The organism is Lacisediminihabitans profunda (assembly GCF_008040105.1).
GTDB lineage: Bacteria > Actinomycetota > Actinomycetes > Actinomycetales > Microbacteriaceae > Lacisediminihabitans > Lacisediminihabitans profunda.
This window is the reverse complement of the sequence record NZ_VRMG01000005.1, coordinates 258,017-283,654: the sequence shown is the minus strand read 5'-3', so window position 1 is coordinate 283,654 and position 25,638 is coordinate 258,017. Positions and strand designations below refer to the sequence as shown.

The following is a 25,638-nucleotide window of genomic DNA, read 5'->3' as shown; positions in this document are numbered from 1 at the left end:
CTACTTGCGTCGGTTTCGCTCGAACTCGCGCCGGGCCCCGCGAACCACTATAACGAGCAGGAACGCGAAGATTCCGTACACCAGGAGGGGCACGCCGAGGTCCCTCAGCGCGGCAACCGATGGCAAGACTTTGCCAAACGGACTCTGGGCCGACACGACGGGAGTCGGGGTGGATGACGGGCTCGACGTGGGGGTCGGTACCGGGGTCGCGGTCGCCGCCGCCCGCCGATTGAGTCGAATCCATTCCGCGAGGTCTCTGGCCGGATCGGCCTTCACCGCCGGCACGGTCGCGGTCACGGCGGCCTGCGCGTTGATGAGCCCGCTGCCGTAGACGATCGAGTCACCGGCCTTCGTCGCGGTCGCCGTGAGCCGGTTGATCACGTTACCGGCGTCGAGCCCCGGATGTGACGCCCGGATGAGGGCGAGCAGTCCGGACACGAGCGGTGTCGCCCCGCTCGTTCCCGCCCACGAGAAGTAGCCGCCGCCGGGGCCGGCGCCGACGAGGTCCTCGCTCGGTGCGGACACCGTGAGGGTGATCCCCTGCGATGACGCGTCGAAGCTCGCCTTGCCGTTGCGGTCGACGCCCGCCACCACGACCACCCCGGGCATCGTCGCCGGGGCGCCCACCTCGGTGGTGCCGCTCCCCCGGTTGCCGGCGGCGGCGACCACGATCACGTCGTGCTTCATCGCGTAGAGGAAGGCGTCGTCCCAGCTGGTGGGCCAGTCGAGGGTGTTGCGGGTGAGCGACATGTTGATGATGGAAGCGCCGTGGTCGACCGACCAGCGCACGGCCTTCGCGATCTGGTCGTCGGAGTCCGTCGAGCCCACCCCGAATCCGACCGACACGGCCAGGATCTTCGCCTCGGGCGCGACCCCGATGACCCCGGCGTCCACGCCGTGTCCGTGTCCGGCGAGCAGCGAGGCGACCATGGTGCCGTGTTGCGGATCCTCGCCGATCGGCCTCTGGCCGTCCGGCGAGCCGACGCCCGAGACATCCGTGCCGCCGACGACGGTGCCCGTGAGGTCCTGGTGGCTGCCGTCGACCCCGGTGTCGATGACCGCCACGGTGACGCCAGCGCCCTTGGTGGTCGACCAGGCGGCGGTGATGCCGTAGCTGGAGAGCCAGTATTCCCGGTCCCGGATGGAGTCGGCGGATGCCGTGCCGGCCGGGAGCACGGAGGCCGCCAGCGCGAGCAGGGTGGTGGCGACCACGGCTCGGACGGCCGCGCGGACCGGCCTCACTGCTCCGGTACGCACTCGCACACCGTCGGCGACCAGTCCGCCCGCTCGAGCGCGAGATCCCCGATCGGGTTGACTCCCGGGCCGGCGGCGAGGGAGTGCCCGACGAGGGCGTGCAGGCACTTCACCCGCTCCGGCATTCCGCCGGCGGAGATTCCGTCGATCTCGGCGACGAACTCGATGCCGTTGCGGTCGTTGAGATAGGCCTCGTGTGCGGCGAGGTACCCGGCGGCGACGGTCTCGTCGGCGAGGAGCGCTGCGAGCTCGGTCATCACGCCGTTCGCCTCGAGGGTGGAGATCGCCGCGGTCGCCGCGGGGTGGCTCAGGTAATAGAGCGTGGGGAACGGGGTGCCGTCGTCGAGGCGGGGCTTCGTCGCGACCACGGTGGGCGCACCGCAGACGCAGCGCGCGGCGATCCCGATCACGTTTCGGGCCGGGCGGCCGAGCTGGCGCGACACGGTGTCGATGTCGGCGGCACTCGGCGGCTCGAAGGGGGGTGTGGTCATGGTGCTCTCTACTGGCTGCCGGTGATCACCGGTGCGACGATCTTGTTCGCCGGGGCATCCGTCAGTCCGGCCGTGAAGACCGACGACAGCAGCGAGCCGAGCCAGTCCACCTGGGTGGTCTGGATCTTGTCGCTGATCGGCTGCCCGCTCTGCGCGGTGGCCGTCTTGCCGTCGTCGATCACGAGGTAGCTGAACTCGCCGGGGATCACGTAGTTGAGGCGCTGCCTGGCGAGGGACTCCACGTAGGTGGGGTCGTCCCAGCGCGCCTTCTGCTCCTTGAGGGTGCCGACCGCGGCCTTCGCCGCCGCGTTCTGCGCCTCGAGGGCCGCGATCTGCTGGCGCTGGTCGATGAAGATGCGCAGCGACGGGGCCAGCACGACCACGAAGAGCACGATCAGGCTGAGCGCGGTGATGGCGAAACCGGACAGACGGATGCTGCGGAGCCACTGCCCGGAGGCGTTCTCCTCCGGCATGCTCACGGGCACGCGCGTGGTGGGCACGCGCGTGCCTCGAGCCTGCTTCGTCATACTGTCGAGCCTAAAGGTGCCCGCGGGGAAACCCGTTCAGGCCTCCCGCCGTTTCAGCCCTGAAAGCGCGGGAACGCCTTGCGTCCCGCGTAGACCGCGGCGTCGCCGAGCTCCTCCTCGATGCGCAGCAGCTGGTTGTACTTGGCCACGCGCTCGCTGCGGGCGGGGGCGCCCGTCTTGATCTGGCCGGAGTCGGTCGCGACCGCGAGGTCCGCGATCGTCGTGTCCTCGGTCTCGCCTGAGCGGTGCGAGAGGATCGCGGTGTAGCCGGCACGCTGCGCGAGGGACACGGCATCCAGCGTCTCGGTGAGGGTACCGATCTGGTTCACCTTGACGAGGATGGAGTTGGCCGCCGAGAGGTCGAGACCCTTCTGCAGGCGGATCGGGTTGGTGACGAAGAGGTCGTCTCCCACGATCTGCACCTTGTTGCCGAGTTCGGCGGTGAAGTGCTGGTAGCCCTCCCAGTCGTCCTCCTGCAGCGGGTCCTCGATGGACACGAGCGGGTAGTTGGCCGCGAGGTCCGCGAAGTACGCGGTGAGGTCGAGAGCCGAGAGCTGCTTGCCCTCGAAGTGGTACGAGCCGTCCTTGTAGAACTCGGTCGCGGCGACGTCGGTCGCGAGCGCGATGTCGGTGCCGAGGGTGAACCCGGCCTGCTCGATCGCGGTGGCGATGAGGTCGAGCGCCTCGCGGTTGCTCGACAGGTTCGGGGCGAATCCGCCCTCGTCGCCGAGGCCGGTCGAGAGGCCCTTGGAGTGAAGAAGCGACTTGAGGGAGTGGTAGGTCTCGACGCCCCAGCGGAGGGCCTCGCTGAACGTCTCGGCGCCCAGGGGAACGATCATGAACTCCTGCACGTCGATGTCGTTGTCGGCATGCGAGCCGCCGTTGATGATGTTGAGCAGCGGCACCGGGAGGGTGTGAGCGTTCGGTCCGCCGAGGTAGCGGAACAGCGGGAGGTCGGCGGAGTCCGCCGCGGCCTTCGCCACGGCGAGGGACACGCCGAGGATCGCGTTGGCGCCGAGCTTCTTCTTGTTCTCGGTGCCGTCGAGCTGGATGAGGGCGGCGTCGATGAGGCGCTGGTCGGTGGCGTCGAAGCCCTCGATCACCGGACCGATCTGGTCGATGACGGCCGAGACGGCCTTCTGCACGCCCTTGCCGCCGTAGCGCTTCTTGTCTCCGTCGCGAAGCTCGTAGGCCTCGAAGGCGCCGGTGGAGGCGCCGGAGGGAACGGCGGCGCGAGCGACGATTCCGTCTTCCAGCAGCACCTCGACCTCGACGGTCGGGTTGCCTCGGGAATCGAGGATTTCGCGGGCGCCTACTGCTTCGATCAAAGCCACGACGGGACTCCTTAACGTTGGGGGATTTGCGTTCGCTATCCTACTCGGCGCCGAGTTTGCGCAACTTCAGTTCGGCCACGGTGACGGCGCCGCTCGGCACCGTCGCGATCTCGGTGAAACCGGATGCCACCAGCTGTTCGAGAAGGGGCTTGATGTTGCGCGGGGCACGCTCCAGCCGCACCCGGCGGCCGCTCGCGATGAGTTCCGACTTGAGGTGCATCAGGGTGGTGGCCGCCACGTCGGTGTCGTAGACCAGGGCGACGCCGCCGACTCCCGCATCCGCCGGCAGTTCGACGAGGTCGACGATTCGTTCGAATCCGATGGAGAAGCCCGCCGCCGGCACGTCGGAGCCGAGGAACCGGCCGATCATGCCGTCGTACCGACCGCCGCCACCGAGCGAACTGGAGGATGCCGGGTGCGCGATCTCGAAGATGGTGCCGGTGTAGTAGCCCATGCCGCGCACGAGGAACGGGTCGAACTCCACCACCGAGGAGGAGATACCGGCGTCGTCGGACGTGCCGGCACCGACGTCGGCGTTGACGCCGGCGTTGACGGCGCGGCCGATGGCCGCGAGCTCGGCGATGACGGCCGGGTCAGCGTCCGGCGGGAGCGCCTTGGCGATCGCGCGTTCACCGAACGAGAGGTACTCGAGGGTCTGCGGCCGCCGGAAGAAGGCGTCGAGTGCATCGACGGCCGCGGCGCCTGCTCCCTTGGCTCGGAGCTCGGCGACGACGCCATCCGGCCCCACCTTGTCGAGCTTGTCGATCGTGACGAGCACCGAATCGTGGTCGGCCGCGTCGAAGCCGAAGGTGTCGAGCATGCCGATGAGCAGTCGCCGGTCGTTGACCCGGATGGTCCAGTCGGCGAGTCCCAGGGCGGTCATTGTCGCGGCGGTCGCGGTGAGCAGTTCGATCTCGGCAAGCGGTCCGGCCTCGCCGATGATGTCGATGTCGCACTGCACGAACTGGCGGTATCGCCCCTTCTGGGGACGCTCGGCTCGCCAGACCGGTGCGATCTGGATGGCCCGGAACACGGTCGGCAGCTCGGCCCGGTGGGTCGCGTAGAACCGGGCGAGCGGCACCGTGAGGTCGAAGCGCAGGCCGAGGTCGGCGAGGTCGAGGGCATCCTTCGCCGCCTGGATGTCCTCGGTGGTGAGTCCTCGCTTGAGCACTCCGAAGGCGAGCTTCTCGTTGTCACCGCCGAGACCGGCGTGCAGGCGGGCCGAGTCCTCCATCACGGGAGTCTCGATCTCGTCGAACCCGTGGGCGGAGAACACGGTACGGATCACCGAGAGCACGTGTTCGCGTCGCGCCTTCTCGTCCGGCAGAAAGTCGCGCATGCCGCGAGGAGGGTTCACTGGGCTGGCCATGTGTCGATTGTTTCACGGGAGCCGCCCCGGGTCGGGCAGCGTCGGGGAGCGGCTACTCGGCCGGCCCGGCGCCCTCGGCGGCGAGCTCGCCGGCACCCTCGGCGGCGAGCCTCGCGATCCGCGCCTCATAGCCGCGCAGCACTCGCGCGAACACGGCAGACACCCGCTCGGGATCTTTCGTGACCATGAGGTCGTAGTGCAGTCCGTAGATGGTATCCACCATGGTTCGCGCCTCGAGGGTCGCCTCCTCCTCGTGGATGCCCATTCGCACGAGCGCTTCCACCCCGGTGGAGAACCAGCGGTCGAAGAGTCCGCGGGTGATCTGGCCGAGTCCGTGCTGGCGGGATTCGCTGGTTGCGGCCTCGAACTCGAGGCGTCGCAGCTGCTGGCTTCGCTCGGTGAGCGAGAGCTCCCAGGACCGACGGAGGTTGGCGAGGTGTTCCTCGAGATCGCCCGACTCCCCCTGGACCGCCGCCACCACCAGATCCTGGCGTTCGGAGACGGAGAGGACGATCTCCCGCACGAGGTCCGCACGCGTACCGAAGTGATAGACGAGCGTGTACGTGCTCACCCCGAGCCCGCTCGCGAGGGTGCGGAAGGTGAGCGCGGAGAGCGGCTTGTCGAGCAGAAAATCCACGATCTGGGCAAGCAGGGCGGGCTTGCGTTCCGGGTCGGGTTTGCGCGCCACGCGATTAACATAACGCACGTTTGTCTATTGCGGTGGAGGCGGCTACACTCGCTTTTGGCGCACGCGAAGTCACATCGTCGATACCTATCCGGTGCTGAACCGCGCGGCCGACACTCACGTTCTGGTCGAGGTTGACTCGGAACTATGTCCAGGTCTGTGGATCGGGTAATCCACGGACCTGAGTCCGGTGCAACCATTTCACTGCGGAATTCCCAGCGAAAACGGTTCCCGGGCTGGGTGCCCCTCTCATTCGGGTTGAGGGGGGCACCATCCCTCCGCCCTCCGAGGCCCCTTCGTCCTCCGAGGCGCTGGGGCTCAGCCCGCCGTGCCGATGATTCCCGCGTCGAAGGGATCGGCCTCCGCCTCGCGGATCTCGTCTTGCAGGCCGCGCAGGGTCACGCGCAAGGCGCGTTCGGCATCCAACCCGTTCGCCTTCGCCGAGGCCACGATTGCGAGCAGCAGTCCGCCGAGCTCCCCCTCGTCGCTCACTCCGATCACGGCGGGGGCGTCGGCCTCGATCACGCCGATCTTCTGGGCGCGGCCGATGAGCTTGTCGGCGAGCGCGAGCGACGGCATGCCGAGCGGGATGCCGTCGAGCACGCTCGTGCGGTGGGACTTCTCGACCGCCTTCACGTCGTCCCAGACGGCGATCACGTCCTCGGCGGTCTCCGCCACCGTGTCGCCGAACACATGCGGGTGGCGCCCGATCATCTTCGCGGTCATGTGCGCGGCCACGTCGTCGATGTCGAACCGTTCGCCTTCGCTCGCCGAGGCGATGTCGGAGTGGAAGATCACCTGGTAGAGAACGTCGCCGAGTTCCTCGATGAGTTCCTCGCGGCTGCCGCCCTCGATCGCGTCGACGAGCTCGTAGGTCTCCTCGATGAGATACTGCACGAGGGACTCGTGGGTCTGTTCGGCGTCCCAGGCGCATCCGCCCGGCGCGCGGAGCCTGGCGAGCACCGCGATCAATTCGTCGAGCTTCGGATGCGGCGGGCTGGTCGGCAGATCGGTCATGCCTCCCATCCTGCACCAGCGGGCGGGCTCCGAACCCGCCCGGGAGGCGATGGGCCGCCCGGGAGACAATGGGGCGTGCTCTCCCCCGATTCCCCGACCAGTTCGCTGATCCTCGGGGGCGTGCTCTGGGCGGTGCTCGCGCTTCTCATCGTTCGGGCCGTGCGCAAGGATCGCCGGGAATACTCTCGCTTCAAGCGCTATCGGAGTTCCCAGAGCCGTCGGCGGATGTTCCGCAAGTGGCTCATCGACTCGCTCGTGATGTTCGGCGGAGCCTCGATCGTGATTCTCGCCCTCGTCTGGCAGTACCCGCCGAGGCTCCTCGCCGAGGTGCGGCGGTGGCCGGTGTCCGTGTGGTTCTCGGGTGTCGTCGAGAGGTCGAACGGGCTGGTGCCCGGCCTCGCCATCGGCCTCGCGGTGGCGCTTGTGGGCGGAACCGTCCTTGCCGTCTACCTGGCGCGCAAGACCGTGGATGTGCCCGCTATCGGCGATATCAGTGCCCTGCTGCCCCGCGATCGCAAGGAGCTGCGCTACGGCATCGCCCTGTCGATCAACGCCGGCGTCGTGGAGGAGCTGCTCTTTCGACTCGCCATGCCGGCCCTCATCTTCGGGGTGTTCGGCAACGCCGTGGTCGCCGTGGTCGGCAGCATCCTGCTCTTCGGCGCCCTGCACGTGTACCAGGGTGTGGCGGGCATCGTCGGGTCCATCGTGATCGGCGGTGCGCTCATGGTGCTCTACCTGGCCACCGGCAGCATTCTCGCCGCCATCGTGGCGCATGCCCTCATCGACCTGCGGTCGCTCGCGCTCATTCCCGTGCTCGTCTACCGGGTGCACACTCGCGACTAGGGTTGCTGCGGCTCCGCCAGCTCGACCGTCTTGCGCGGCATGGTGAGGGCGGCGACGACGGTCGCGAGGGTGACGACCCCCACCGAGATGAACACGCTCGACGAGGCGGCGATCACGGTCGCCGGGTTCTTCTCGCTGCCTCCGGAGGCGGCGAAGATCGCGTTCGCCACCGCGCCGAAGATCGCCACGCCCACCGCACTTCCGATCGAGCGGGAGAAAAGGTTGGTGCCGGTGACGACGCCACGTTCGTTCCACGGCACACTCGCCTGGGCGGCGATGAGGCTCGGTGAGGCGACGAGGCCGAGCCCCAGACCGATGACGAAGCAGCTGCCGGCGACCACGGCGAGCATCGGGGTGCGGGAGGACGCCGCGAGCACGGCGGCGCCGGCCACGACCAGCGTCATCCCGATGAGCACGGTGCTGCGGAACCCGATCCGCAGGTAGAGGCGTCCGGACTGCGCCGCCGAGATCGGCCAGCCGATGGTGAGGGACGCCAGGGCGAGGCCGGCGACGATCGGTGTCGTGCCGAGGGCGAGTTCCAGATAGGTGGGCACGTAGGAGGTGAGACCGATGAGGATCGCGCCGACGCCCACCGAGACGAGCGCCGTCGTGAGCAGTAGGCGGCGGGAGAACACCCAGAGCGGCAGTACCGGCTCCGCTGCGCGCTTCTCGGCGAAGACGAACGCCACGAGCAGCAGGCCGCCCGCCACGAAGGCGCCGATGCTCTGGGGCGAGTTCCAGGCCCAGGCCCGTCCGCCCTCGAGTACGCCGAGAATCAGGAGGCTCAGCGATACCGTGAGCAGGGTCGCGCCGAGGTAGTCGACCTTGTGCGCGCGGTGCTCGATCTTCTCGTGGAACGACCTGAGCAGCAGCCACACCGCCAGGATGCACAGGGGCACGTTCACGAAGAAGATCCAGCGCCAGGTCAGGTACTGCGAGAAAACGCCGCCGAGGGTCGGACCCACCACCGAGGAGACGGCCCACACGCTGGCGAGGTAGGCCTGCGTCTTCGCGCGTTCGGCCACCGTGTAGATGTCGCCCGCGATCGTGATCGCCATCGGCTGCACAGCGCCGGCTCCGAGTCCCTGCACTGCGCGGAACGCGATGAGGGCGGGCATGCTCCACGCGAAGCCGCACAGGATCGAGCCGACAAGAAAGAGGCCTATGCCGATGAAGATGATGGGCTTGCGTCCCACGACATCCGACAGCTTGGCGTAGACGGGCACCGACACGGCCTGCGCGAGGAGGTAGATGGAGAACAGCCAGGGGAACTCGGAGAAGCCGCCGAGATCCTTGACGATCGAGGGGACCGCGGTCGCGAGGATTGTCGAGTCGATGGCGACGAGGCCGGTCGTGACCATGAGGGCGATGAGGATCGGTCCCCGTTCGGAACGGAAGCCGATGTCGGCGCGTGTGACGGTCGAGCTCACTCGTTGCCCCTTTGCTGGTCGGTGCGGTACCAACATCATTGCGGTACCCCACGTCAAAGTCTCGGGGGCCGGGATCCATTCCCGCGCCTCCCGAGCAGCGGCCTGCCAAGACAGGGCCAAAAGACTCAATCGGCGCCGGCTCGCCGGGGACAGGCTGGAGACCCAACAACCAGAACGGGAGCATCAGATGGCAACCTACGACGTGGCACACCGCTCGGCGATCGTGACCGGGGCGGGCTCCGGCATCGGACGCGCGATAGCCCTCGAACTCGCCGCGAACGGCGCATCCGTGATCGTGGCGGAGATGAATAGTGAACCGGCCCAGGCCGTCGTCGACGAGATTCGTGCGGCCGGTGGAACCGCCGAGAAGATCGTGGGCGATGTGAGCGACCCCGACTTCGCTGTTGCCTGCGTGGCGGACGCGAACGCGCTCGCGCCCCTCCGCATCGCGGTCAACAACGCGGGCATCGGCGGGGAGCAGGCCCTGATCGGCGACTATTCGCTCGAGAGCTGGCGCCGAGTGATCGAGGTCAACCTCAACGCCGTCTTCTACGGCCTCAAGGAGCAGTTGCCCTCCATGGCGGAGAACGGTGGCGGATCCATCATCAACATGGCCTCGATTCTCGGCGCCGTGGGCTTCGCCTCCTCCTCCGCCTACGTCACCGCCAAGCACGGTCTGCTGGGACTCACCCAGAACGCGGCCCTCGAGTACGGCGGCAAGAAGGTGCGCACCAACGCGGTGGGTCCGGGGTTCATCCACACTCCCCTCGTGGACTCGAGCCTGGATGCCGCCACGCAGCAGTTCCTGGCCGCCAAGCACGCGCTCGGTCGCCTGGGCACCCCGGAGGAGGTCTCGGCGCTCGTCTGCTTCCTGGCCTCTGATGCTGCCTCGTTCATTTCGGGCAGCTATCACCTGGTGGATGGCGGGTACGTGGCGCAGTAACGGCGGCCTCGAACGCTTTGACGGGCCTTGCGGGGTTCGGTGGTTTCGTCTGTCGAGTTGGTCGGGTCCCTCGGGTCGCGGTCGCCGGTCTACAGCGCTGGCCGCGGTGCCTTCCCGCCTCGGCGGGGAGTGCGCCGGGGATCGATCGTCGAGGGCGGGATGAACCACGGAACGCCGTCCCGCACCTCGATCAGCCAATTGTTGCGATGGACTTCGTGATGGTGTTTCGAGCAGAGCAGGATGCCGTTTCGAAGATCCGATCGACCCGAGTTTCGCCACCACACCAGATGGTGGGCCTCGGTATGGCTGGGCGATAGTTGACAGTTGCGCCAGGCACATCCGCCGAACAGTTCGCCCATGGCCACCTTCTGTGCCGGGCTGAACAGCCTCTGCGTGGTGCCGAGGTCGAGCACCTGGCCGTCTGCGCCGAGAACCAGGGGGATGATGTTGGCTTCCGCGGCCATCCAGCGGGCGGTTGCCGCCGAGATGGGCTGCTCGATGCCGTCGATGTTCGCCTCACCGAGCCCGCTGAGCAGGGATTCGAGCGTCATCCGCACCACGATCGTGGCCGCCCGGATCGGAATCTCCGGGTTGGTGCAGGCGATGCCGTGTCGGGCGAGCTCGAAGATCGCCTCGGCGCCGAGTTGGGCGATGGTGCGCTGGGCGACGAGCGCGTCATCCGCGTCGCTGTCGCTGTCGGTGGCTGCGCTGCCCGCGCCTGAATCGGCGCTGGCGAAGCTGGGGCGGCGGATGTTGGCCCCGACATGCGAGTCGATCGCGGCATCCAGATAGGCGGCACCGATGGGGTCTGCGTCGATGATGTAGCGCTTCATGCCGTTCGGGCGGATGGTGCGGCGCAACGAGATCAGCGCCGCGAGGGCTTCCTCCCGGGGCTCGATGCCGTCGACGTCGAGCGCTTCGCGCCACGAGTTCGCCACCCTGCGCACCAGGTCTGCCGGGCATTCGCGGGCGAAGGCGACGAGAGCGTCCTCGGCGGCAAGAAGGTCGTCGGCGTCGGCCCGAGGGGCGGCCTGAGCGAGAGCCGAGACGATGTAGTTGGCGGAGTCCAGCGGGATGCTGCCGTCGTCCAGCGCGCCGCGCACCAGACCGTATTCGATGGGAAGCGGCTGCCCGACAAGCGTCCAGCGCTGCTCGGTCGCGAGCCCGACGCGGTAGTAGCGGTGGGCTTCCGCTCGCGAAATGCGGCCGACGTCCACGAGCAGTTCGGCCACGCTGCGGCTCGACTGCTCCACGTGGGGCGCCTCGACGGCTCGCGCCGCCTTCATCATCTCGCCGGCATCCACCGAGAGTCTGGCAATCTTTGCGTCGATGAGGCGCCGCTGGGCGAAGGCGCTCTCGAGGTCGTCGAGCAGGCGGGATTCCCGCGCATCTCCGCTGCCGAACCCGTGGTTGAGCCCGTTCTGCTCCCCCGGAACCGTCCACACCTCGGTCGCGGCCATGGCCGCTTCCCGTGGGGTTTCGAGGGTCAATGTCATGGCTATATTCTCCCACTTCAGGAGGCGAAAAGCTAGTTAAATAACGGCTCTGATCAGCTATTTTAATGGTTTTAGAAGGGGATAACTTCGCCCGATCTCGCTTGTGGAGGAGTGGATGAAAACTGTGTCCGAATTGCGCCGGAAACAGCGGAGGTAGCCGCCGATCGGACCGGTGCGAGGCGTCTCGACTGCCCCCGAACAGGCGATAGACGAGGGCTCCTCACTCGGCGAGGATGAGGATGAGGTCGCCAGCCGGGGCGACCGCTGAGCGCGCGACCATGCCGGCTCGACAGGAGCGCAACCATGGCAGCGGGACATTCGGCGGCCAACGAGGCCGCTCGGTACAAGGCTCAGGCCGAACAGGCCGAGTTCGTCGCGCTCAAGGCGCGCGAGATGCACCGCCGATACTCCGCCGCCGAGGCGACCGAGACGCGACTCGGCTCCATGCTCGAGCCCCTTACGGAGATGGGCTATCACGTACTCACCGACAGGCTCTGGCCCAATTCGCGAAAGGCGCAGGTGGACTTCGTGCTCGTGGGGCCGACCGGAGTCTGCATCGTGGATGCCAAGTCCTGGGCGGAACTGCACGTCACAGCGGATCGGGTGTTCCAGGGACAGGACGACGTCACCGATCGTTTCGATGGAATTTCCAGCCTGGCCGCGACAACCGAGGCAGCGCTGGCCGACGTGGGGCTCGCCCCGGGGGAGGTTCGCGTCGTCGCGGTCTTCATGAACAAGAGTGGCATCCGCAGCAGAGTCAACGGCGTCGACCTCGTTGGCGAGGACAAGGCGATTGACTACCTCATCGGCCGCGGTCCTCGGCTCACACCAGGGCAGATCGCGACCGCACTGTCGGCCGTCGAACTGCTTTTCCCGCCTTACGCGATGACCGATCAGCCAATAGAGCTCACCCTCCCGGCGCCCATCGTTCCCACGACGCTGCAACAGGCGCTGATCACCGTGGAGGAAATCGAGGATGCGCTGCTTGCCAACATCCTCGCCAAACCGATTGAAGAATGGATGGCGTTCCTGCACCCTGAGCAGGCTCGCCTCGTGCGTCGCTCGTTCAATGGTCCTTCGCGCATCCGCGGCGCCGCCGGCACCGGCAAGACCGTCGTCGGCCTTCACCGCGCCGCGTACATTGCCCGCACCCGGCCCGGCAAGGTGCTCGTCACTACGTTCGTCCGCACATTGCCGGACGTGCTGTCGTCTCTGCTCGAGCGAATGGCACCCGAGATCGCCGACCGCGTGGAGTTCACGGGAGTGCACGCCTTCGCGATCAACATCCTCAAGCACCGAGGAATCCCGTACAGCCTGAACCAGAAGAAAACCGATCAGTGTTTTGATGCCGCATGGCGGTCGGTCGCGAAGGACGGCCCACTTGGCCGGATCGACGACCGCTCGGACTACTGGCGAGACGAGATCCTCAGCGTGATCAAGGGTCGCGGCCTCACCCTGTTCGAGCAGTACGCGACGCTCGCCAGGGTGGGTCGCCGCCGCGGGCTCACCGCCGAGAACCGATTCGCCGTCTGGGAGTTGCACGCGGCCTATGACGCGGCCCTTCGGAGGGAAGGCGTCAATGACTTCGCCGACGTGATCTTGCTCGCGGAGCAGTCGCTGCGCAAGACACCACTGGAGGACTACTGCGCTGTCGTCGTTGACGAAGCACAGGACCTCAGCTGCGCAATGATCCGGATGCTCCATGCCGTAGTCGGCGACCGCCCAGACGGCCTCAATCTCATCGGTGATGGCCAGCAGACCATCTACCTCGGCGGTTACACCCTTTCGGAAGCCAATATTTCCATCGCCGGCCGCGGCGTGATCATGACTAGGAACTACCGCAACACCGTTGAAATCGCCGACTTTGCAGCGAGCCTTGTGACCGGCGACGAGTTCGTTGACATCGAGGGAGTGATGTCGAAGGCAGACTTGCCCGCGCAGATCATGCGGCATGGCACGAAGCCGAAGGTAACCAGATTCAGTTCTCGTTCTGGCCACGATCGGTCGTTGGTTGACCACGTTCGCACCCTGCTTGCGACCGGAACCCGGCCCGGCGACATCGGGATCCTGACCCACGCCAACTATGCCGCGACCGACGTGATCAAGGCCCTCGCCGGCGCGGACGTTCCTACAGTGGAACTTCTCAAGTACGACGGGAAACCTGTAGACGCGGTCAAGGTGGGCACGATCAAGCGCGCGAAGGGCCTCGAGTTCAAGCAGGTGCTGGTCGTGCGCACTCCCCAGAGGCTGCTCGAAGCGGCTCCCCTCGGCATCGACTCGGCCGACAGTGAGCGGCGGGAACTCGACCGCCGGGCGCTGTACGTGGCAATGACCCGGGCTCGGGATGGGTTGTGGGTGGGGGTTGCTTAAGGATTCCCGCCGGGCCCGTGACGACCTCTGAGATTGTTGATAGGACTAACACATGAGATCAGCCGCCGAACAAGCCGCCATTCGCTCGGACGTCTTTCGTTGGCTAGACGGGACGCTCGCGTCCGGGCAGTCGGAGCTGTCTCGAGAAGAGTTGGAGAACTATCACTACGGGCTTGAACGACTACCGCTATTGGACACCGCCAGAGGTATTAGAAATCCACAAGACTTCGATTCGACTCTCACAATCATGACGAGCACCAAGAGTCCATATGGTGACGAAACGATTAGCAGCGATGGATTTGTCCGCTATGCGTACCAATCTCGCGATGGCGGAGACAACTCGAAGCTCCGTCGAGCATTCGAAAACGCTGAGCCCTTGGTCTATTTTCGCGGCATTCGCCCAAAGGCGTTTGTCCCGTACTATCCGGTCTACGTGGTTGCCGACGACACAGTCGCGAGAGAGTTCCTGATCGCTGTTGACGAATCGATGAGGTTCTTCGGCGACCCACTCCATATGACATTGAACGAGCGGCGGTATGCCGAGCGAACCGTTCGAACCAGGCTGCACCAACCCGTCTTCAGAGCCCAGATCATGTACGCCTACAGGACTACGTGCGCTATCTGCAGCCTCAAACACGGTGATCTCCTCGATGCGGCACACATCATCGCCGACTCTGACGTCTATGGTTTCGCGCGGGTTTCAAATGGGCTCGCGTTATGCAAAATTCACCACGCCGCTTACGACAGAAATCTTCTCGGTATTACGCCCGACTATGAGGTGCGGATTGATCGGGAGCTGCTTGATGAAATCGATGGGCCAATGCTCCGACACGGACTGCAAGACATGCACGGCCGGCGCCTGAACACACCTACGAGACTGGTCGACAGTCCGTCGAAGGATTCGCTTGCCGTCCGATTTGCGGAATTCAGTCGGTAGACACTAATTCAGTGCCCACCACTTCGAACGTGCGCCGCACGCGCAACGTTGCTGGACGCACCCACACCCCACCGTCACCCGCACCTGACAAGCTGAGGGCGTGACAGACACCGACACCCGCGCATCCGCCGCCCAGATTCTGCGCACCCTCGTGGGGCGCGACGACGCCGAGTTTCACGACGGGCAGTTCGAGGCGATCAGCGCGCTCGTGGACGCCCGGCGGCGCGCGCTCGTGGTGCAGCGCACGGGGTGGGGCAAGTCCGCGGTGTACTTCGTGGCGACGCTGCTGCTGCGGCGACAGGGGGCGGGGCCGACGATCCTCGTGTCGCCGCTGCTGGCCCTGATGCGCGACCAGATCGCCGCCGCTGAGCGGGCCGGAGTGCGTGCGGTGGCCATCAACTCCACCAACGCCCACGAGTGGGACGACGTGCGGCAACAGCTCGCGAACGACGAGGTGGACGTGTTGCTGGTGTCGCCGGAGAGGCTGAACAATCCGTCGTTCCGGGAGACACAACTGCCCGAGCTCATGCGCCGAGTCGGCATGCTCGTGGTGGACGAGGCCCACTGCATCTCCGACTGGGGCCACGACTTTCGGCCGGACTACCGACGCCTGCGCGACCTCATCGCCGAGATGCCGGCCGGAGTCCCGGTGCTGGCGACGACGGCGACGGCGAACTCGCGGGTGGTCCAGGATGTCGCTGAGCAACTCGGCGCGGTGGGAGAGGTACTCACGATCCGCGGCCCGCTCGCCCGGGCATCCTTGCGCCTGGGGGTGCTGCGACTGCCGGATGCCCGCACCCGCCTCGGCTGGCTGCTGAGCCACCTCACCGAGCTGCCGGGCAGCGGAATCATCTACTCCCTCACCGTGGCGGGCGCGGAGGACACCGCCCGCCTGTTGCGGGATGCCGGCCACAACGTGCGGGCCTACACGGGCCAGACCGACACGGGCGAGCGGGAGGAGTCCGAGCGGATGCTCAAGGCCAACGAGGTGAAGGCGCTCGTGGCGACGAGCGCCCTCGGCATGGGCTTCGACAAGCCGGACCTGGGCTTCGTGCTGCACCTGGGCGCGCCCTCCTCCCCCGTGGCGTATTACCAGCAGGTGGGCCGCGCCGGCCGCGCCACCGCGAACGCCGATGTGCTGCTGCTTCCGGGCCTGGAGGACGAGGCGATCTGGACCTACTTCGCCACCGCCTCCATGCCGAGCGAGGCCCGGGCGACGGCCGTGCTCGACGCTCTCGAGGCCCACGAGGGACCACTGTCGACGCCGGCCCTCGAGTCCCGGGTGGACATCCGGCGCACGCCCCTCGAACTTCTGCTCAAGGTGCTCGACGTGGACGGCGTGGTGCGCCGCGTTCAGGGCGGCTGGGTCGCCACCGGCCACCCGTGGGTCTACGACAGCGACCGCTACGAGCGCATCGCGGCGGAGCGGGTGGCCGAACAGCAGCACATGATCGAGTACGAACGCACAGACGGATGCCGCATGGAGTACCTGCAGACGTCCCTCGACGACGACACTGCCGCGCCCTGCGGCCGCTGCGACAACTGCGCGGGCGCCTGGTATCCGGCCGACGTGCTGGATGCCGCCGCCGCGACCGCGAGTTCGTCGCTCGACCGAGTGGGTGTGCCGCTCGAACCCCGCGCCCAGTGGCCGACCGGCGCCGACCGGGTGGGAGTGCCGGCGAAGGGCAAGATCGCCGTGAGCGATTGGATGCTCGAAGGCCGCGCCCTCGCCCGCCTCACCGACCTGGGCTGGGGCGGCACGCTGCGCGCCATCTTCGCGCCGAACGCCGTGGACGCCCCGGCCAGCCCCGCGCTCCTCGCCGCCTGCGTGCGCGTGCTCGGGGAGTGGCCGTGGGAGGAGCGCCCGAGCGCCGTCGTCTCTGTACCGTCGCGCTCCCGCCCGCAGCTCGTCTCCTCGGTGGCCACCGGGCTCGCCGACGCCGGTCGCCTGCCCTACCTCGGCTCGCTCGAGCTCGCCGACGGAGGCCCGACGGGCGGCCCGGGCGGCAACAGCGCCTACCGGCTGGGCGGCGTGTGGAACGGCTTCGCGGTGAGCCCGGCGGTCTCCGCCGCGCTCGGCACCCTGACCGGCCCGGTGCTGCTCGTGGACGACCTCGCCGACAGCCGCTGGACCCTCACGGTCGCGTCCCGGCTGCTTCGTCAGGCCGGGGCACCCGGGGTGCTGCCCTTCGCGCTCGCGCTGCGCGCCTGAGCTTCGCCGGGCGGCCGCCCTCAGCGAATCAGTTCGACCCCGGGCAGGCCGTGCCACTCCACGTCGGCCGTGAAGACCGTTCCGGCCACCCTCTGGGTCAGCGCCAGGCACAACCGATCGGCGAGCGACAGACCGGAGCCCGCACGCCAGAGCACCGCCGCCGTCTCGGCGTCGGCCTGCGAGACCGGCTCGATTGACAGGTCATAGCTGAGGAGGAGAGCACGCGACACTGCCCAGTCGGCACCGGCCGACCGCACCTTCTGCGCCACCTCCGCCCAGTTGGCAGACCCACAGAGCCCGCCCGTGCGCAGCTTCTCCCGCACCACGTCACTGCCTGCCTCCTGGCGCAGGTAGGCGAGCAATGCGGACGCGTCGAAGACGTTCACCCGCGATCGTCGCGCTGGGCCGCGGCTCGACGCTCGGCCAGAAGCTCGGACACGAGATCTGTGCCGGCAAGCTCGGCCTTCACGATCGACTCGAGTTCATCGCGCGAGGCCACCACGACGCCGCTCGCGGTTTCCACCGCGACGAGTGTGGTCCCCACTGGCCATCCGCGGTGTTTCCGCAGTTGGGCCGGCAGAACCACTCGGCCGCGATCTCCCACCGTGAAGGTGTGTGTGCCACTCATGGTTCGACGGTACCACTTTGGCGGCCGCCACTGGAGACCGAGGGCGACGGCGAGGGTTCCTCCGTGTGATGATCGCCAGGCTCCCGCGAGAGAGAGACGGTCGGGCGTTCACGGCCGGAATGCCCACTCGGGCAACAGCCCGTTGCTGAACATGGTGTCGAGCACGACCGCCATGCCGTAGTCGGGCTGGATCGCGCGGGCCTCGTCGATGTAGCGCCCAGCGACACTGCCGCGGCCGAGAGCCCAGCTCAGCCAGGCGAGCATGCACAGCGGCGCGAGCCTGTCGGTGCCGGCGACCCGGGACGCGAGAGTCAGGAGCACGCGGATGCCGCGCTCGATTCGCTCCGGCTCCGGACGCGGACCGACGCCGAACATCAGGTTCGAGAGTTGCGCGTCGGCCGCCGAGTCCCTCGCGCGGTCCTCCACGATGTCCCGCCACATCCGATCACCCACGGCGAGGCTCGTGGCCCACTGCAGCATGACGTGATCCCGAACGGGCGGCCCCTGAAGCGCGAAGAGGAGCAGTGCACCGTGGGCATCGAGAGCGTCCTCGTCCCAGGAAAGCGCCTCCTCGGCGAACAGCGGGATGTCCGACAGCGGAGCGAGCTCGACCGGGTCCGGGAAGGTCGCCGGGCCTTCGGTCGTCAGCCGCACGTACAGTCGTCGATACCGGACCAGGCCCTTCTGCACCCGCCTCGCGTCGGCCGGGGCGGCATCCGGAATGCGCTCCTGCGGCGACGCCGGGACCCCGAGCCCGTCGGGGAGCGCCGCGGCCGCCGGCGAATTCGCGATCTCGGACAGCGGGTGACCGCCGGGCGGAGGCGCTGCCAGGTGCGAGGCCCAACCGTCCGCCGCGAGGCAGAGCGAATCGCGCAGCTCGAAGCCGGAAAACTCGAGGCGGCGGGCCAGCAGTTCCGCGAACTCGCGGCGCGGGATCGCTGTGCCGCCGGCGAAGCCGTCGTCGGTGCAGATCACCGGGATGACCGCATCGACATCCGGGAGCTTGCACAGCATGCCGACGATGAAGGTCGCCACCCGCTTGTGGGTGATCTTCGACTGCTGGGCCGGGAGGTCGAAGCGCAGCGCGCCGCAGGAGCGCGTGCCGCGGAAGGCGAGGAGCACGACGCTGTTGCGCGGGGTGAATCCCACCAGTCCGGGAACCATCGCGAGCACGTCGGCCGGCCCGCTGACCTTGAGAACGAATGTCATGCGTCCCAGTGTCGGGATGTCTGCTGGCGCGGGGAGGAGCGCCCGGCGATCTGTGGATAACCACGCACCAGCGATCAATCGGGACCTCGCCGTGATTGTGCCCCTTCGTCGTGATTTGGCACCGGCGACCGGGCACAGTCACGACAAACGGGCACAGTTGCAGCCGGGGAGGTCAGACCGGAGCCGGCTCCACCTTCAGCTCGGCGCCGAAGATGGCGACGAGCAGCTGGCCGGTCCACTCGATGAGGTCGGCATCGGCGAGCGGGATGCCCTGCCGCACCGGGAGCGGCACCGAGACCGAGTGCGTCTGGGCGAAGTACCGCGCCCCCGGGAACATCCGCTGCAGCCTGATCTGGATCGAGTCCGCGAGCTCCATCGACGCGACGCGGAGGTTGCCGCCCGCGGTCACGACCTCGCTGAGCCCGGCCTTCTGCGCCATCCGTCGAAGCCGCGACACCGCGATCAGGTTCTGCACCTGCACGGGAGGCTCGCCATAGCGGTCGGTCAGCTCCTCGAGCACGTGATCGATCGCGTCGACCGAGGCGGCCGGGGAGGATGCCGTCGAGAGCTTCTGGTACGCCTCGAGCCGCAGCCGCTCGCTCTCCACATACTCTTCGGGGATGTGCGCATCCACCGGCAGTTCGAGACGCAACTCGGTCTGGCCCTCCGCCACGTCGCCGCGGAAGGTGGAGACGGCCTCGCCGATCATCCGCAGGTAGAGGTCGAAGCCGACCCCGGCGATATGGCCGGACTGCTCCCCGCCGAGCAGGTTGCCCGCCCCACGGATCTCGAGGTCCTTGAGCGCCACCTGCATGCCGGCGCCGAGTTCGTTGTTGGCCGCGATCGTGGCCAGGCGGTCGTGCGCGACCTCGCCGAGCGGCTTGTCGGCGTCGTAGAGGAAGTAGGCGTATGCACGCTCGCGCCCGCGACCGACCCGGCCGCGCAACTGGTGCAACTGCGACAGCCCGTACTTGTCCGCCCGGTCGATGATGAGGGTGTTCGCGTTGGCGATGTCGAGGCCGGTCTCGATGATCGTGGTGGAGACCAGCACGTCGAACTTGCGCTCCCAGAAGTCGACCATCACCTGCTCGAGCACCGCCTCGGGGAGCTGGCCGTGCGCCACGGCGATGCGCGCCTCCGGCACGAGTTCGGCGAGCTGGGCGGCGACCCGGTTGATGCTCGACACCCGGTTGTGCACGAAGAAGATCTGCCCCTCGCGCAGCAGCTCGCGGCGGATCGCGGCGCCCACCTGCTTGTCGTTGTACGGCCCGACGAAGGTGAGAATCGGATGCCGGTCCTCCGGCGGCGTGGCGAGCGTCGACATCTCGCGGATGCCGGTCACCGCCATCTCGAGCGTGCGCGGGATCGGGGTGGCGCTCATCGCGAGGATGTCGACGTTGGTCTTGAGCTTCTTCAGGGCGTCCTTGTGCTCCACCCCGAAGCGCTGCTCCTCGTCGATGATGACGAGCCCGAGATCCTTGAAGTGGATGCTGGGGCTGAGCAGGCGATGCGTGCCGATCACGATGTCGACCGTGCCATCCGCCATGCCCTCGATGGTCTCCTTCGACTCCTTGTCGGTCTGGAAACGGCTGAGGGCGCGCAGGTGCACGGGGAAGCCGGCGAAACGCTCGGCGAAGGTCTCCATGTGCTGCTTCACGAGCAGCGTCGTCGGCACGAGCATCACCACCTGCTTGCCGTCCTGCACGGCCTTGAACGCGGCGCGCACGGCGATCTCGGTCTTGCCGTAGCCGACGTCGCCGGAGATGAGGCGGTCCATCGGGATGGGCCGCTCCATGTCGGCCTTCACCTCGTCGATGGTGGTGAGCTGGTCCGGAGTCTCCGCGAACGGGAAGGCGTCCTCGAGCTCGTGCTGCCAGGGGGTGTCCGGCGGGAAGGCGTGGCCCCGGCTGGCCATGCGCGCCGAGTAGAGCTTCACCAGTTCCACGGCGATGTCGCGCACGGCCTTTCGGGCCTTGCCCTTCGCCGCCGCCCACTCGCCGCCGCCCATCTTGCTGAGCGCGGGCGCCTCGCCGCCGACGTACCGGGTGAGCAGGTCGAGCTGGTCGGTGGGCACGTAGAGCTTGTCCGGCGGGTAGCCGCGCTTCGACGGCGCGTATTCCACCAGCAGGTACTCCCGGGAGTTCTTGACCGGGTTGCGGCCGCCGGTCGAGACCTCGCGCTGCACCAACTCGACGAACCTGCCGATGCCGTGGGTCTCGTGCACGACGTAGTCGCCCGACTTGAGCTGCAGCGGGTCGACGACGTTCTTGCGCCGCACGCCGAGCTTCTTCACCTGACGGGCGTCGTAGCCGGCGGCGCGTCCGTAGAACTCGCTCTCGCTCAGCAGGGCGAACTTGATCTCGGGCAGCTCGAAGCCGTTCTCGACGGATGCCTTGAGCAGGTAGGCGATGCCGGTCTCGGGCGCCGCGGGGAATTCGTCCACCACCCGCGCGGCGAAGCCGTGCTCGCCGAGTGCCTCGGCCGCGCGTTCGACCAGGCCGGCGCCCTGGGCAACCACCGCCACCGTCCAGCCATCCCTGAGCCTCTCGCCCACGTACTCGATCGCGCCGTCGGCCCGGCCCTGGAAGCTCGGCACCGTCGTGGCGTCGATGCGGATGTAGTGGTCGCCGTCGCGGAGTTCGGAGGTCGCCGCGACATCCACCGCGCCGGAGTCGAAGCTGCTCAGCGTCCACCACGCGCGGTCGCCGGCCGACTCGCGAAGGGCGTTGATGCTGAGGAAGTCGCCGGAGTCGAGGTCGATCGGCGCCTCCGCACCCGCGGTCGCGGCGTTCCAGGCCGCGCCGAGGAACTCGCGGTTCGTCTCCACGAGGCTCACCGCTCGGGACGCGACCCGCTCGGGCGCGAGCACGGCGATCGCCGCGCCGGCGGGGAGGTAGTGGGTGAGAGGCACGAGGCGGTCGACGAGGGCGGGGGCGAGCGACTCCATGCCGTCCACCGGAATTCCCTCCGAGATCTTGGCGAGCATGGTCGAGAGGCTCGGGAACTCGTGCTGCATCTCCCTGGCCCGCTGGCGCACCTGGGGGCTCAGGAGCATCTCGCGGCTCGCCGGAAGCTCGACGACGGCCACGGCGGCCGGCAGCGAGCGCTGGTCCGCCACCGAGAACTCGCGGATCTGCTCCACCTCGTCACCGAAGAACTCCACCCGCCACGGATGCTCGGCGACCGGCGCGAACACGTCGAGGATGCCGCCGCGCACGGCGAACTCGCCCCTCCGGGTGACCATGTCGACGCGGGAGTATGCGAGATCGACGAGCTGGGTGGACAGCTCGGCGAGATTGTAGCCACGCCGGCCGGCCACCAGTTCGAGCGGCTCGAGACTGGTGAGGTTGTCGGAGAGCGGCTGCAGGGCGGCGCGCACGCTCGCGACCACGATGAGGTCGCCGACCGGCTCGCCCGCCTGCACGGCCGCCTCCCAACGCTGGAGGTGGCGCAGGGCCCGGATGCGCTTGCCGACTGTCTCGGCGCTCGGACTCAGCCGCTCGTGCGGCAGCGTCTCCCAGGCGGGGAACTCGATGACCTCGGCGTCCGGCGACACACAGGCGAGCGCGCCGCGCAGCGACTCGGAGTCGCGGCCGGTCGCGACGATCGCGAGGAGCGCCTGTGGCCCCTTTCGCGCGTCAAGCAGCCCGGCCAGGAGTGGCGCGCGGAGGCCGTCTACGAGGGAGAAATCCGCGCTTCTGGCCGCGTAGGAGAGGGCGTTTTCGAACGTGCGGGCGCGCGCGAGCGCACGGTTCAAGCCCTGAAGGATCACCGGAAGAGTCTACGCGCCGCCCCGGACACTCCCGCTGCCCGCGCGGTTTCCTCGGCTCTGGCCGGGGCGTTCGCGACTCGGTCCACGCCATCCCGACTCGGGGGAAACGGCCGCCACCGAGTCGCGATAGCGGCCGGATGCCCCGACTCGACGAGCAGGATCGCGGTGGACTCGATCCCGGCAGTGTTCGCCGTGACGGACGATGCGTTTCTCGTCTTCACCGCGAACGCCTTCGCCATCCTGGGCCTGCTGGCCATGTACTTTCTGCTCGCGGACCTCATGCACCGATTCGTCTACCTGAAGGTGGGACTCGCCGTCGTGATGGTGTGGGTGGGGGTGAAGATGCTCCTGCTCGACCTGGTCTACATTCCCACGACGGTGTCGCTCGCGGTGGTGGCGGCGATCATCGCGGTCGCGGTGATCGCCAGCCTTCGCAAAACGAAGGGTCAGGGGCGGCGCTCGGTCGTCGAAGCGGCGCAGAGGCGGGCCGAACCCAGCCGGCCGGTCAGGCCAGCTGCACCGCCAGGCCATCGCGGAAGGACGGATAGCGCGGGGCCCAACCGAGCTGCTCGCGGGCCCTCTCGTTGGAGACGCGCATGTTCACCCGGGTGAGCAGTTCGGCCGCGTATGGAGCCACCACGCGCAAGGCCCACCCGGGCAGCACGGGCGGCGGCGGCGCTCCCGCGGTGCGCGCGGACTGCTCGATGAACTCCCGCCAGGTCGCCGGGGTGTCGTCGACGATGTTGTAGGCCGCGCCGTCCACTCCGCGTTCAAGGGCGGCGACGGTGCCGAGGGCGGCATCCTCCACGTGGACGAGCGCGATGGTTCCCCGCCTGCCAGACGCGACGGGAAGCGCCCGCGCCCGCAGCCGAGGAGCGAACTCCGGGTCTCCCCCGTACAGCAGCCCGTAACGCACCGCGATGCCGTCGATGCCCGTCGCTTCGAACGCCTGCCGCTCCGCGTCGGCCATGGCCGCGACAGCCGCGTCGCTGCCGAGCCCAGCCGGCACGCCGAACGGGGCGTCCTCGGCGAGCGGCACGACGCCGTGGTCCCGATAGCCGTAGCCCAAGACGATGGACTGGGTCACGAACCGGGTCGCCCCCGCCTGTTTCGCGAGCGTGAGCAGGTGTGCCGAGCCCTCGGTGCGCAGGCGGTTGGTCGGTTCCATGTCGGCGTAGCGAGCCGGCGGCCGGGCGAGCGCCGTGACCTCGTGGATGATGGCGTCCGCGGCGAGGCCGGCCGTCGCCTCGAGGAGCGCGCCCAGGTCGAGGATGTCGGCACGGATCGCCCGGGCACCCTGGGAGACGAGCTGGTCGGCGCCGGCCTCCGTGCGGGTGAGCCCCGCGACGGCGTGCCCCGCCCGAATGAGGTGGCGCACGAGGGGGCGGCCGATCACCCCGGTAGCTCCGGCAACGAGAACCTTCACCCACCCAGTCTGCGCGGCTGGCGGCGGCACGCCAAGCATTTACTCCGCGACGGTGTGGAACCGCAACTGGGCCGCGGTGAGTCCATCCCGCGCGATCGACTCCACGGCATCCGCGGCATCCGTGAGGATGTTGGGCAGCACGGCGCGCTCGGCCGAACCGAAGTCGCGCAACACGAAGTCGGCGGAGGCCTGGCGCCCGGGGGGTCGACCGACGCCCACCCGCACGCGCACGAAGTCGCCGGTTCCGATGGCCGAGATGATGTCACGCACCCCGTTGTGCCCGCCGGCGCCGCCGCCCTTCTTGATCTTGAGGCGGTCGAACGGGATGTCGAGCTCGTCGTGCACGACGATGAGGCGTTCGGGTTCGATCTTGTAGAAACGAAGGAGTGCGGCGACCGGACCACCGGAGAGGTTCATGAACGAGTTCGGCTTCGCGAGGATCAGCCGCGGGCCCTCGAGACCGGTGCGCCCCTCGGCGACCATCGAATTGGTCTTATGACTCTTGAACGGTGCCCTCGCCCGGTCGGCGAGTTCGGCCAGCACCATCTGGCCGACGTTGTGTCGATTGCTCGCGTAGTCGGGCCCGGGGTTGCCGAGCCCGACTACGAGCCACTGATTGGTGTCCAGCGGGTCTGTCTTTCCCTGGGGAACGGCTCGCTACTCGGCGGCCGCCTCGGCCTCGGCGGCGGGGGCCTCGACCTCGGGCGCCTCGCCGAGGTCCTGCTCGGCCGGGACACTGATCGCGATGACGAGCGTCTCGGGGTCGGTGATGAGCACCGCACCCTCGGGCAGCGTGATGTCCTTCGCGTAGATGTGCGTGCCGGCCTCGAGGCCCTCCACGCTCACGACGATGTTCTCGGGGATGCTGATGGCGAGCGTCTCGACGAGGAGGGACTTGGCGTCCTGGTCCGCGACGGTGCCGGAGACCGGCTCGCCCTCGAGGTGCACGGCCACGTCGACCTCGACGCGCTCACCCTTGCGCACGACGATGAGGTCGATGTGCTCGATGATCTGGCGCAGCGGGTCCTTCTGCACGTCCTTGACGAGAGCGAGCTGGCTCTCCCCCTCGATCTGCAGGTCGAGGATGGCGTTCGCCTTGCGCAGCAGGAGCGACACGTCGTGGGCCGGGAGGCTCAGGTGACGCGGCTCGGTGCCGTGACCGTAGACGACGGCCGGGACCTTGCCCGCGGCGCGCAGCTTGCGGGCGACGCCCTTGCCGAACGTGTTGCGCGGCTCGGCCGTGATCTTGTTGGTGAGCTCCTTGTGAGCCTTCTTCTCCGCCATGGTTTTTCTCCTCTGCGAGCCGGGGGCCCGCGTGTCATTGGTTTCAACTCGAACGCATCAGCGTGAGGAAAAAGACCTGGGCTCTGCAGCCCGTGTGCCCCGCTCCACCGCGTCGATCACGGATGTCCACCGCACCGGTTGGTGCGGCCGACGATCCCTCGCCGAAGTTCGTAGCCCTGCCGCCGGAGAACCGGTCGGGCAAGACCCAGTGGGAGAGTTTACACGGGATGCGGAGACGGCGCTGCGGGCGCCGGACTCCGGCCCGCGGCCTGTGTGCGGCCGCATCCGGCCCGCCCTCGACCGCCCTGCTCGCTCGACCGCCCTGCTCGCGTTCGACCGCCCGGCTCGCGTTTCTCCGGAGGTGTGCCGCTCGGCGGGCCGAAATCGGCCGTCACGCGGAAATACGGGGCG

At 68.3% G+C, this 25,638-nt stretch carries 21 protein-coding genes and 1 pseudogene; 6 read left to right on the top strand and 16 right to left on the bottom strand.

Annotation, left to right across the window (positions count from 1 at the left end; genetic code table 11):
• The 7 genes from FVP33_RS05835 to FVP33_RS05805 all read right to left on the bottom strand — a co-directional run bounded on the left by FVP33_RS05835 (nucleotide 1) and on the right by FVP33_RS05805 (nucleotide 6,677).
• A complete protein-coding gene (locus tag FVP33_RS05835; protein WP_246142189.1) occupies nucleotides 1-1,257 on the bottom strand; it encodes a S8 family peptidase in 1,257 nt (418 codons plus the stop codon).
• The gene (locus tag FVP33_RS05830) at nucleotides 1,239-1,745 is read right to left on the bottom strand and encodes a DUF501 domain-containing protein (RefSeq protein ID WP_147782695.1); all 507 of its coding nucleotides are present in this window, start codon (nucleotides 1,743-1,745) and stop codon (nucleotides 1,239-1,241) included. Before FVP33_RS05830 ends, FVP33_RS05835 begins: the two co-directional genes overlap by 19 nt.
• Before the next feature lie 8 nt (nucleotides 1,746-1,753).
• Nucleotides 1,754-2,272 carry an FtsB family cell division protein gene (locus tag FVP33_RS05825; RefSeq protein WP_147782694.1) on the bottom strand — a complete coding sequence of 173 codons (519 nt, stop codon included), beginning with the start codon at nucleotides 2,270-2,272 and terminating at the stop codon, nucleotides 1,754-1,756.
• Nucleotides 2,273-2,325: 53 nt separating this feature from the next.
• Nucleotides 2,326-3,606: a phosphopyruvate hydratase gene (gene eno / locus FVP33_RS05820; protein ID WP_147782693.1), complete on the bottom strand. Its 1,281-nt coding sequence runs from the start codon at nucleotides 3,604-3,606 to the stop codon at nucleotides 2,326-2,328.
• Between the two features lie 40 nt (nucleotides 3,607-3,646).
• Nucleotides 3,647-4,975 carry a histidine--tRNA ligase gene (gene hisS, locus FVP33_RS05815; protein ID WP_147782692.1) on the bottom strand — a complete coding sequence of 443 codons (1,329 nt, stop codon included), beginning with the start codon at nucleotides 4,973-4,975 and terminating at the stop codon, nucleotides 3,647-3,649.
• Between the two features lie 52 nt (nucleotides 4,976-5,027).
• Nucleotides 5,028-5,663, bottom strand: coding sequence for a TetR/AcrR family transcriptional regulator (locus tag FVP33_RS05810; protein WP_187270593.1), 636 nt, complete (start codon nucleotides 5,661-5,663; stop codon nucleotides 5,028-5,030).
• Nucleotides 5,664-5,978: 315 nt separating this feature from the next.
• Nucleotides 5,979-6,677: a nucleoside triphosphate pyrophosphohydrolase gene (locus FVP33_RS05805; RefSeq protein WP_147782690.1), complete on the bottom strand. Its 699-nt coding sequence runs from the start codon at nucleotides 6,675-6,677 to the stop codon at nucleotides 5,979-5,981.
• Between the two features lie 75 nt (nucleotides 6,678-6,752).
• Here FVP33_RS05805 and FVP33_RS05800 point away from each other — a divergent pair, with 75 nt between their 5' ends.
• Nucleotides 6,753-7,520: a CPBP family intramembrane glutamic endopeptidase gene (locus FVP33_RS05800; RefSeq protein ID WP_187270592.1), complete on the top strand. Its 768-nt coding sequence runs from the start codon at nucleotides 6,753-6,755 to the stop codon at nucleotides 7,518-7,520.
• Here the strand turns inward: FVP33_RS05800 and FVP33_RS05795 are convergent.
• On the bottom strand, nucleotides 7,517-8,881 hold the full coding sequence (locus tag FVP33_RS05795; RefSeq protein WP_246142245.1) for an MFS transporter: 1,365 nt from the start codon (nucleotides 8,879-8,881) through the stop codon (nucleotides 7,517-7,519). The two genes, FVP33_RS05800 and FVP33_RS05795, sit on opposite strands and share 4 nt — an antisense overlap.
• A 256-nt stretch (nucleotides 8,882-9,137) precedes the next feature.
• On the opposite strand from FVP33_RS05795, the gene FVP33_RS05790 reads away from it, so the two are divergent.
• Nucleotides 9,138-9,893: an SDR family NAD(P)-dependent oxidoreductase gene (locus tag FVP33_RS05790; RefSeq protein WP_147782688.1), complete on the top strand. Its 756-nt coding sequence runs from the start codon at nucleotides 9,138-9,140 to the stop codon at nucleotides 9,891-9,893.
• 89 nt (nucleotides 9,894-9,982) lie between these two features.
• Here FVP33_RS05790 and FVP33_RS05785 read toward each other — a convergent pair whose 3' ends face one another.
• Nucleotides 9,983-11,389, bottom strand: a complete 1,407-nt coding sequence (locus FVP33_RS05785) for an HNH endonuclease signature motif containing protein (protein ID WP_147782687.1) — start codon at nucleotides 11,387-11,389, stop codon at nucleotides 9,983-9,985.
• A 303-nt stretch (nucleotides 11,390-11,692) separates the two neighbouring features.
• Here FVP33_RS05785 and FVP33_RS05780 point away from each other — a divergent pair, with 303 nt between their 5' ends.
• From FVP33_RS05780 to FVP33_RS05770, 3 genes are all read left to right on the top strand, one after another.
• Nucleotides 11,693-13,759, top strand: a complete 2,067-nt coding sequence (locus tag FVP33_RS05780) for a nuclease-related domain-containing DEAD/DEAH box helicase (RefSeq protein WP_147782686.1) — start codon at nucleotides 11,693-11,695, stop codon at nucleotides 13,757-13,759.
• Nucleotides 13,760-14,006: 247 nt separating this feature from the next.
• Nucleotides 14,007-14,696 (top strand): HNH endonuclease, encoded by a 690-nt coding sequence (locus FVP33_RS05775; protein ID WP_187270591.1) that lies wholly within the window; start codon nucleotides 14,007-14,009, stop codon nucleotides 14,694-14,696.
• Between the two features lie 100 nt (nucleotides 14,697-14,796).
• Nucleotides 14,797-16,908, top strand: coding sequence for a RecQ family ATP-dependent DNA helicase (locus tag FVP33_RS05770; protein WP_147782684.1), 2,112 nt, complete (start codon nucleotides 14,797-14,799; stop codon nucleotides 16,906-16,908).
• A 20-nt stretch (nucleotides 16,909-16,928) separates the two neighbouring features.
• On the opposite strand, the gene FVP33_RS05765 is transcribed toward FVP33_RS05770, so the two are convergent.
• The 4 genes from FVP33_RS05765 to mfd all read right to left on the bottom strand — a co-directional run bounded on the left by FVP33_RS05765 (nucleotide 16,929) and on the right by mfd (nucleotide 22,517).
• Nucleotides 16,929-17,294: a PIN domain-containing protein gene (locus FVP33_RS05765; protein ID WP_147782683.1), complete on the bottom strand. Its 366-nt coding sequence runs from the start codon at nucleotides 17,292-17,294 to the stop codon at nucleotides 16,929-16,931.
• Nucleotides 17,291-17,536 carry an AbrB/MazE/SpoVT family DNA-binding domain-containing protein gene (locus FVP33_RS05760; protein ID WP_147782682.1) on the bottom strand — a complete coding sequence of 82 codons (246 nt, stop codon included), beginning with the start codon at nucleotides 17,534-17,536 and terminating at the stop codon, nucleotides 17,291-17,293. Before FVP33_RS05760 ends, FVP33_RS05765 begins: the two co-directional genes overlap by 4 nt.
• A gap of 108 nt (nucleotides 17,537-17,644) precedes the next feature.
• The gene (locus tag FVP33_RS05755) at nucleotides 17,645-18,745 is read right to left on the bottom strand and encodes a DUF4192 domain-containing protein (RefSeq protein ID WP_147782681.1); all 1,101 of its coding nucleotides are present in this window, start codon (nucleotides 18,743-18,745) and stop codon (nucleotides 17,645-17,647) included.
• Between the two features lie 172 nt (nucleotides 18,746-18,917).
• Complete coding sequence (mfd, locus tag FVP33_RS05750; RefSeq protein ID WP_147782680.1) at nucleotides 18,918-22,517, bottom strand: transcription-repair coupling factor; 3,600 nt, start codon at nucleotides 22,515-22,517, stop codon at nucleotides 18,918-18,920.
• Nucleotides 22,518-22,679: 162 nt separating this feature from the next.
• Here mfd and FVP33_RS05745 point away from each other — a divergent pair.
• Nucleotides 22,680-23,129 (top strand): annotated as a pseudogene (locus FVP33_RS05745) (TerC family protein); the annotation flags it as partial.
• Here FVP33_RS05745 and FVP33_RS05740 read toward each other — a convergent pair.
• Genes FVP33_RS05740 through FVP33_RS05730 form a run of 3 tightly spaced genes read right to left on the bottom strand, consistent with a single transcriptional unit; the run spans nucleotide 23,023 to nucleotide 25,227 of the window.
• Entirely contained in the window at nucleotides 23,023-23,943 is a 921-nt protein-coding gene (locus tag FVP33_RS05740) for an NAD-dependent epimerase/dehydratase family protein (protein WP_147782679.1), read from the bottom strand. The pseudogene FVP33_RS05745 and the gene FVP33_RS05740 overlap by 107 nt on opposite strands.
• 39 nt (nucleotides 23,944-23,982) lie before the next feature.
• Nucleotides 23,983-24,570 (bottom strand): aminoacyl-tRNA hydrolase, encoded by a 588-nt coding sequence (pth, locus tag FVP33_RS05735; RefSeq protein ID WP_147782678.1) that lies wholly within the window; start codon nucleotides 24,568-24,570, stop codon nucleotides 23,983-23,985.
• A 30-nt stretch (nucleotides 24,571-24,600) separates the two neighbouring features.
• On the bottom strand, nucleotides 24,601-25,227 hold the full coding sequence (locus tag FVP33_RS05730; protein WP_147782677.1) for a 50S ribosomal protein L25/general stress protein Ctc: 627 nt from the start codon (nucleotides 25,225-25,227) through the stop codon (nucleotides 24,601-24,603).
• Nucleotides 25,228-25,638 lie beyond the last annotated feature (411 nt).

Excerpts from the sequence above, each read along its gene's own strand:
- FVP33_RS05830 (WP_147782695.1), bottom strand. The coding sequence starts at position 1,745 with ATGACCACACCCCCCTTCGAGCCGCCGAGTGCCGCCGACATCGACACC.
- FVP33_RS05825 (WP_147782694.1), bottom strand. The coding sequence starts at position 2,272 with ATGACGAAGCAGGCTCGAGGCACGCGCGTGCCCACCACGCGCGTGCCC.
- hisS (WP_147782692.1), bottom strand. The coding sequence starts at position 4,975 with ATGGCCAGCCCAGTGAACCCTCCTCGCGGCATGCGCGACTTTCTGCCG.
- FVP33_RS05805 (WP_147782690.1), bottom strand. The coding sequence starts at position 6,677 with ATGACCGATCTGCCGACCAGCCCGCCGCATCCGAAGCTCGACGAATTG.
- FVP33_RS05795 (WP_246142245.1), bottom strand. The coding sequence starts at position 8,881 with ATGGTCACGACCGGCCTCGTCGCCATCGACTCGACAATCCTCGCGACC.
- FVP33_RS05790 (WP_147782688.1), top strand. The coding sequence starts at position 9,138 with ATGGCAACCTACGACGTGGCACACCGCTCGGCGATCGTGACCGGGGCG.
- FVP33_RS05785 (WP_147782687.1), bottom strand. The coding sequence starts at position 11,389 with ATGACATTGACCCTCGAAACCCCACGGGAAGCGGCCATGGCCGCGACC.
- FVP33_RS05780 (WP_147782686.1), top strand. The coding sequence starts at position 11,693 with ATGGCAGCGGGACATTCGGCGGCCAACGAGGCCGCTCGGTACAAGGCT.
- FVP33_RS05775 (WP_187270591.1), top strand. The coding sequence starts at position 14,007 with ATGACGAGCACCAAGAGTCCATATGGTGACGAAACGATTAGCAGCGAT.
- FVP33_RS05760 (WP_147782682.1), bottom strand. The coding sequence starts at position 17,536 with ATGAGTGGCACACACACCTTCACGGTGGGAGATCGCGGCCGAGTGGTT.
- FVP33_RS05755 (WP_147782681.1), bottom strand. The coding sequence starts at position 18,745 with ATGACATTCGTTCTCAAGGTCAGCGGGCCGGCCGACGTGCTCGCGATG.
- FVP33_RS05730 (WP_147782677.1), bottom strand. The coding sequence starts at position 25,227 with ATGGCGGAGAAGAAGGCTCACAAGGAGCTCACCAACAAGATCACGGCC.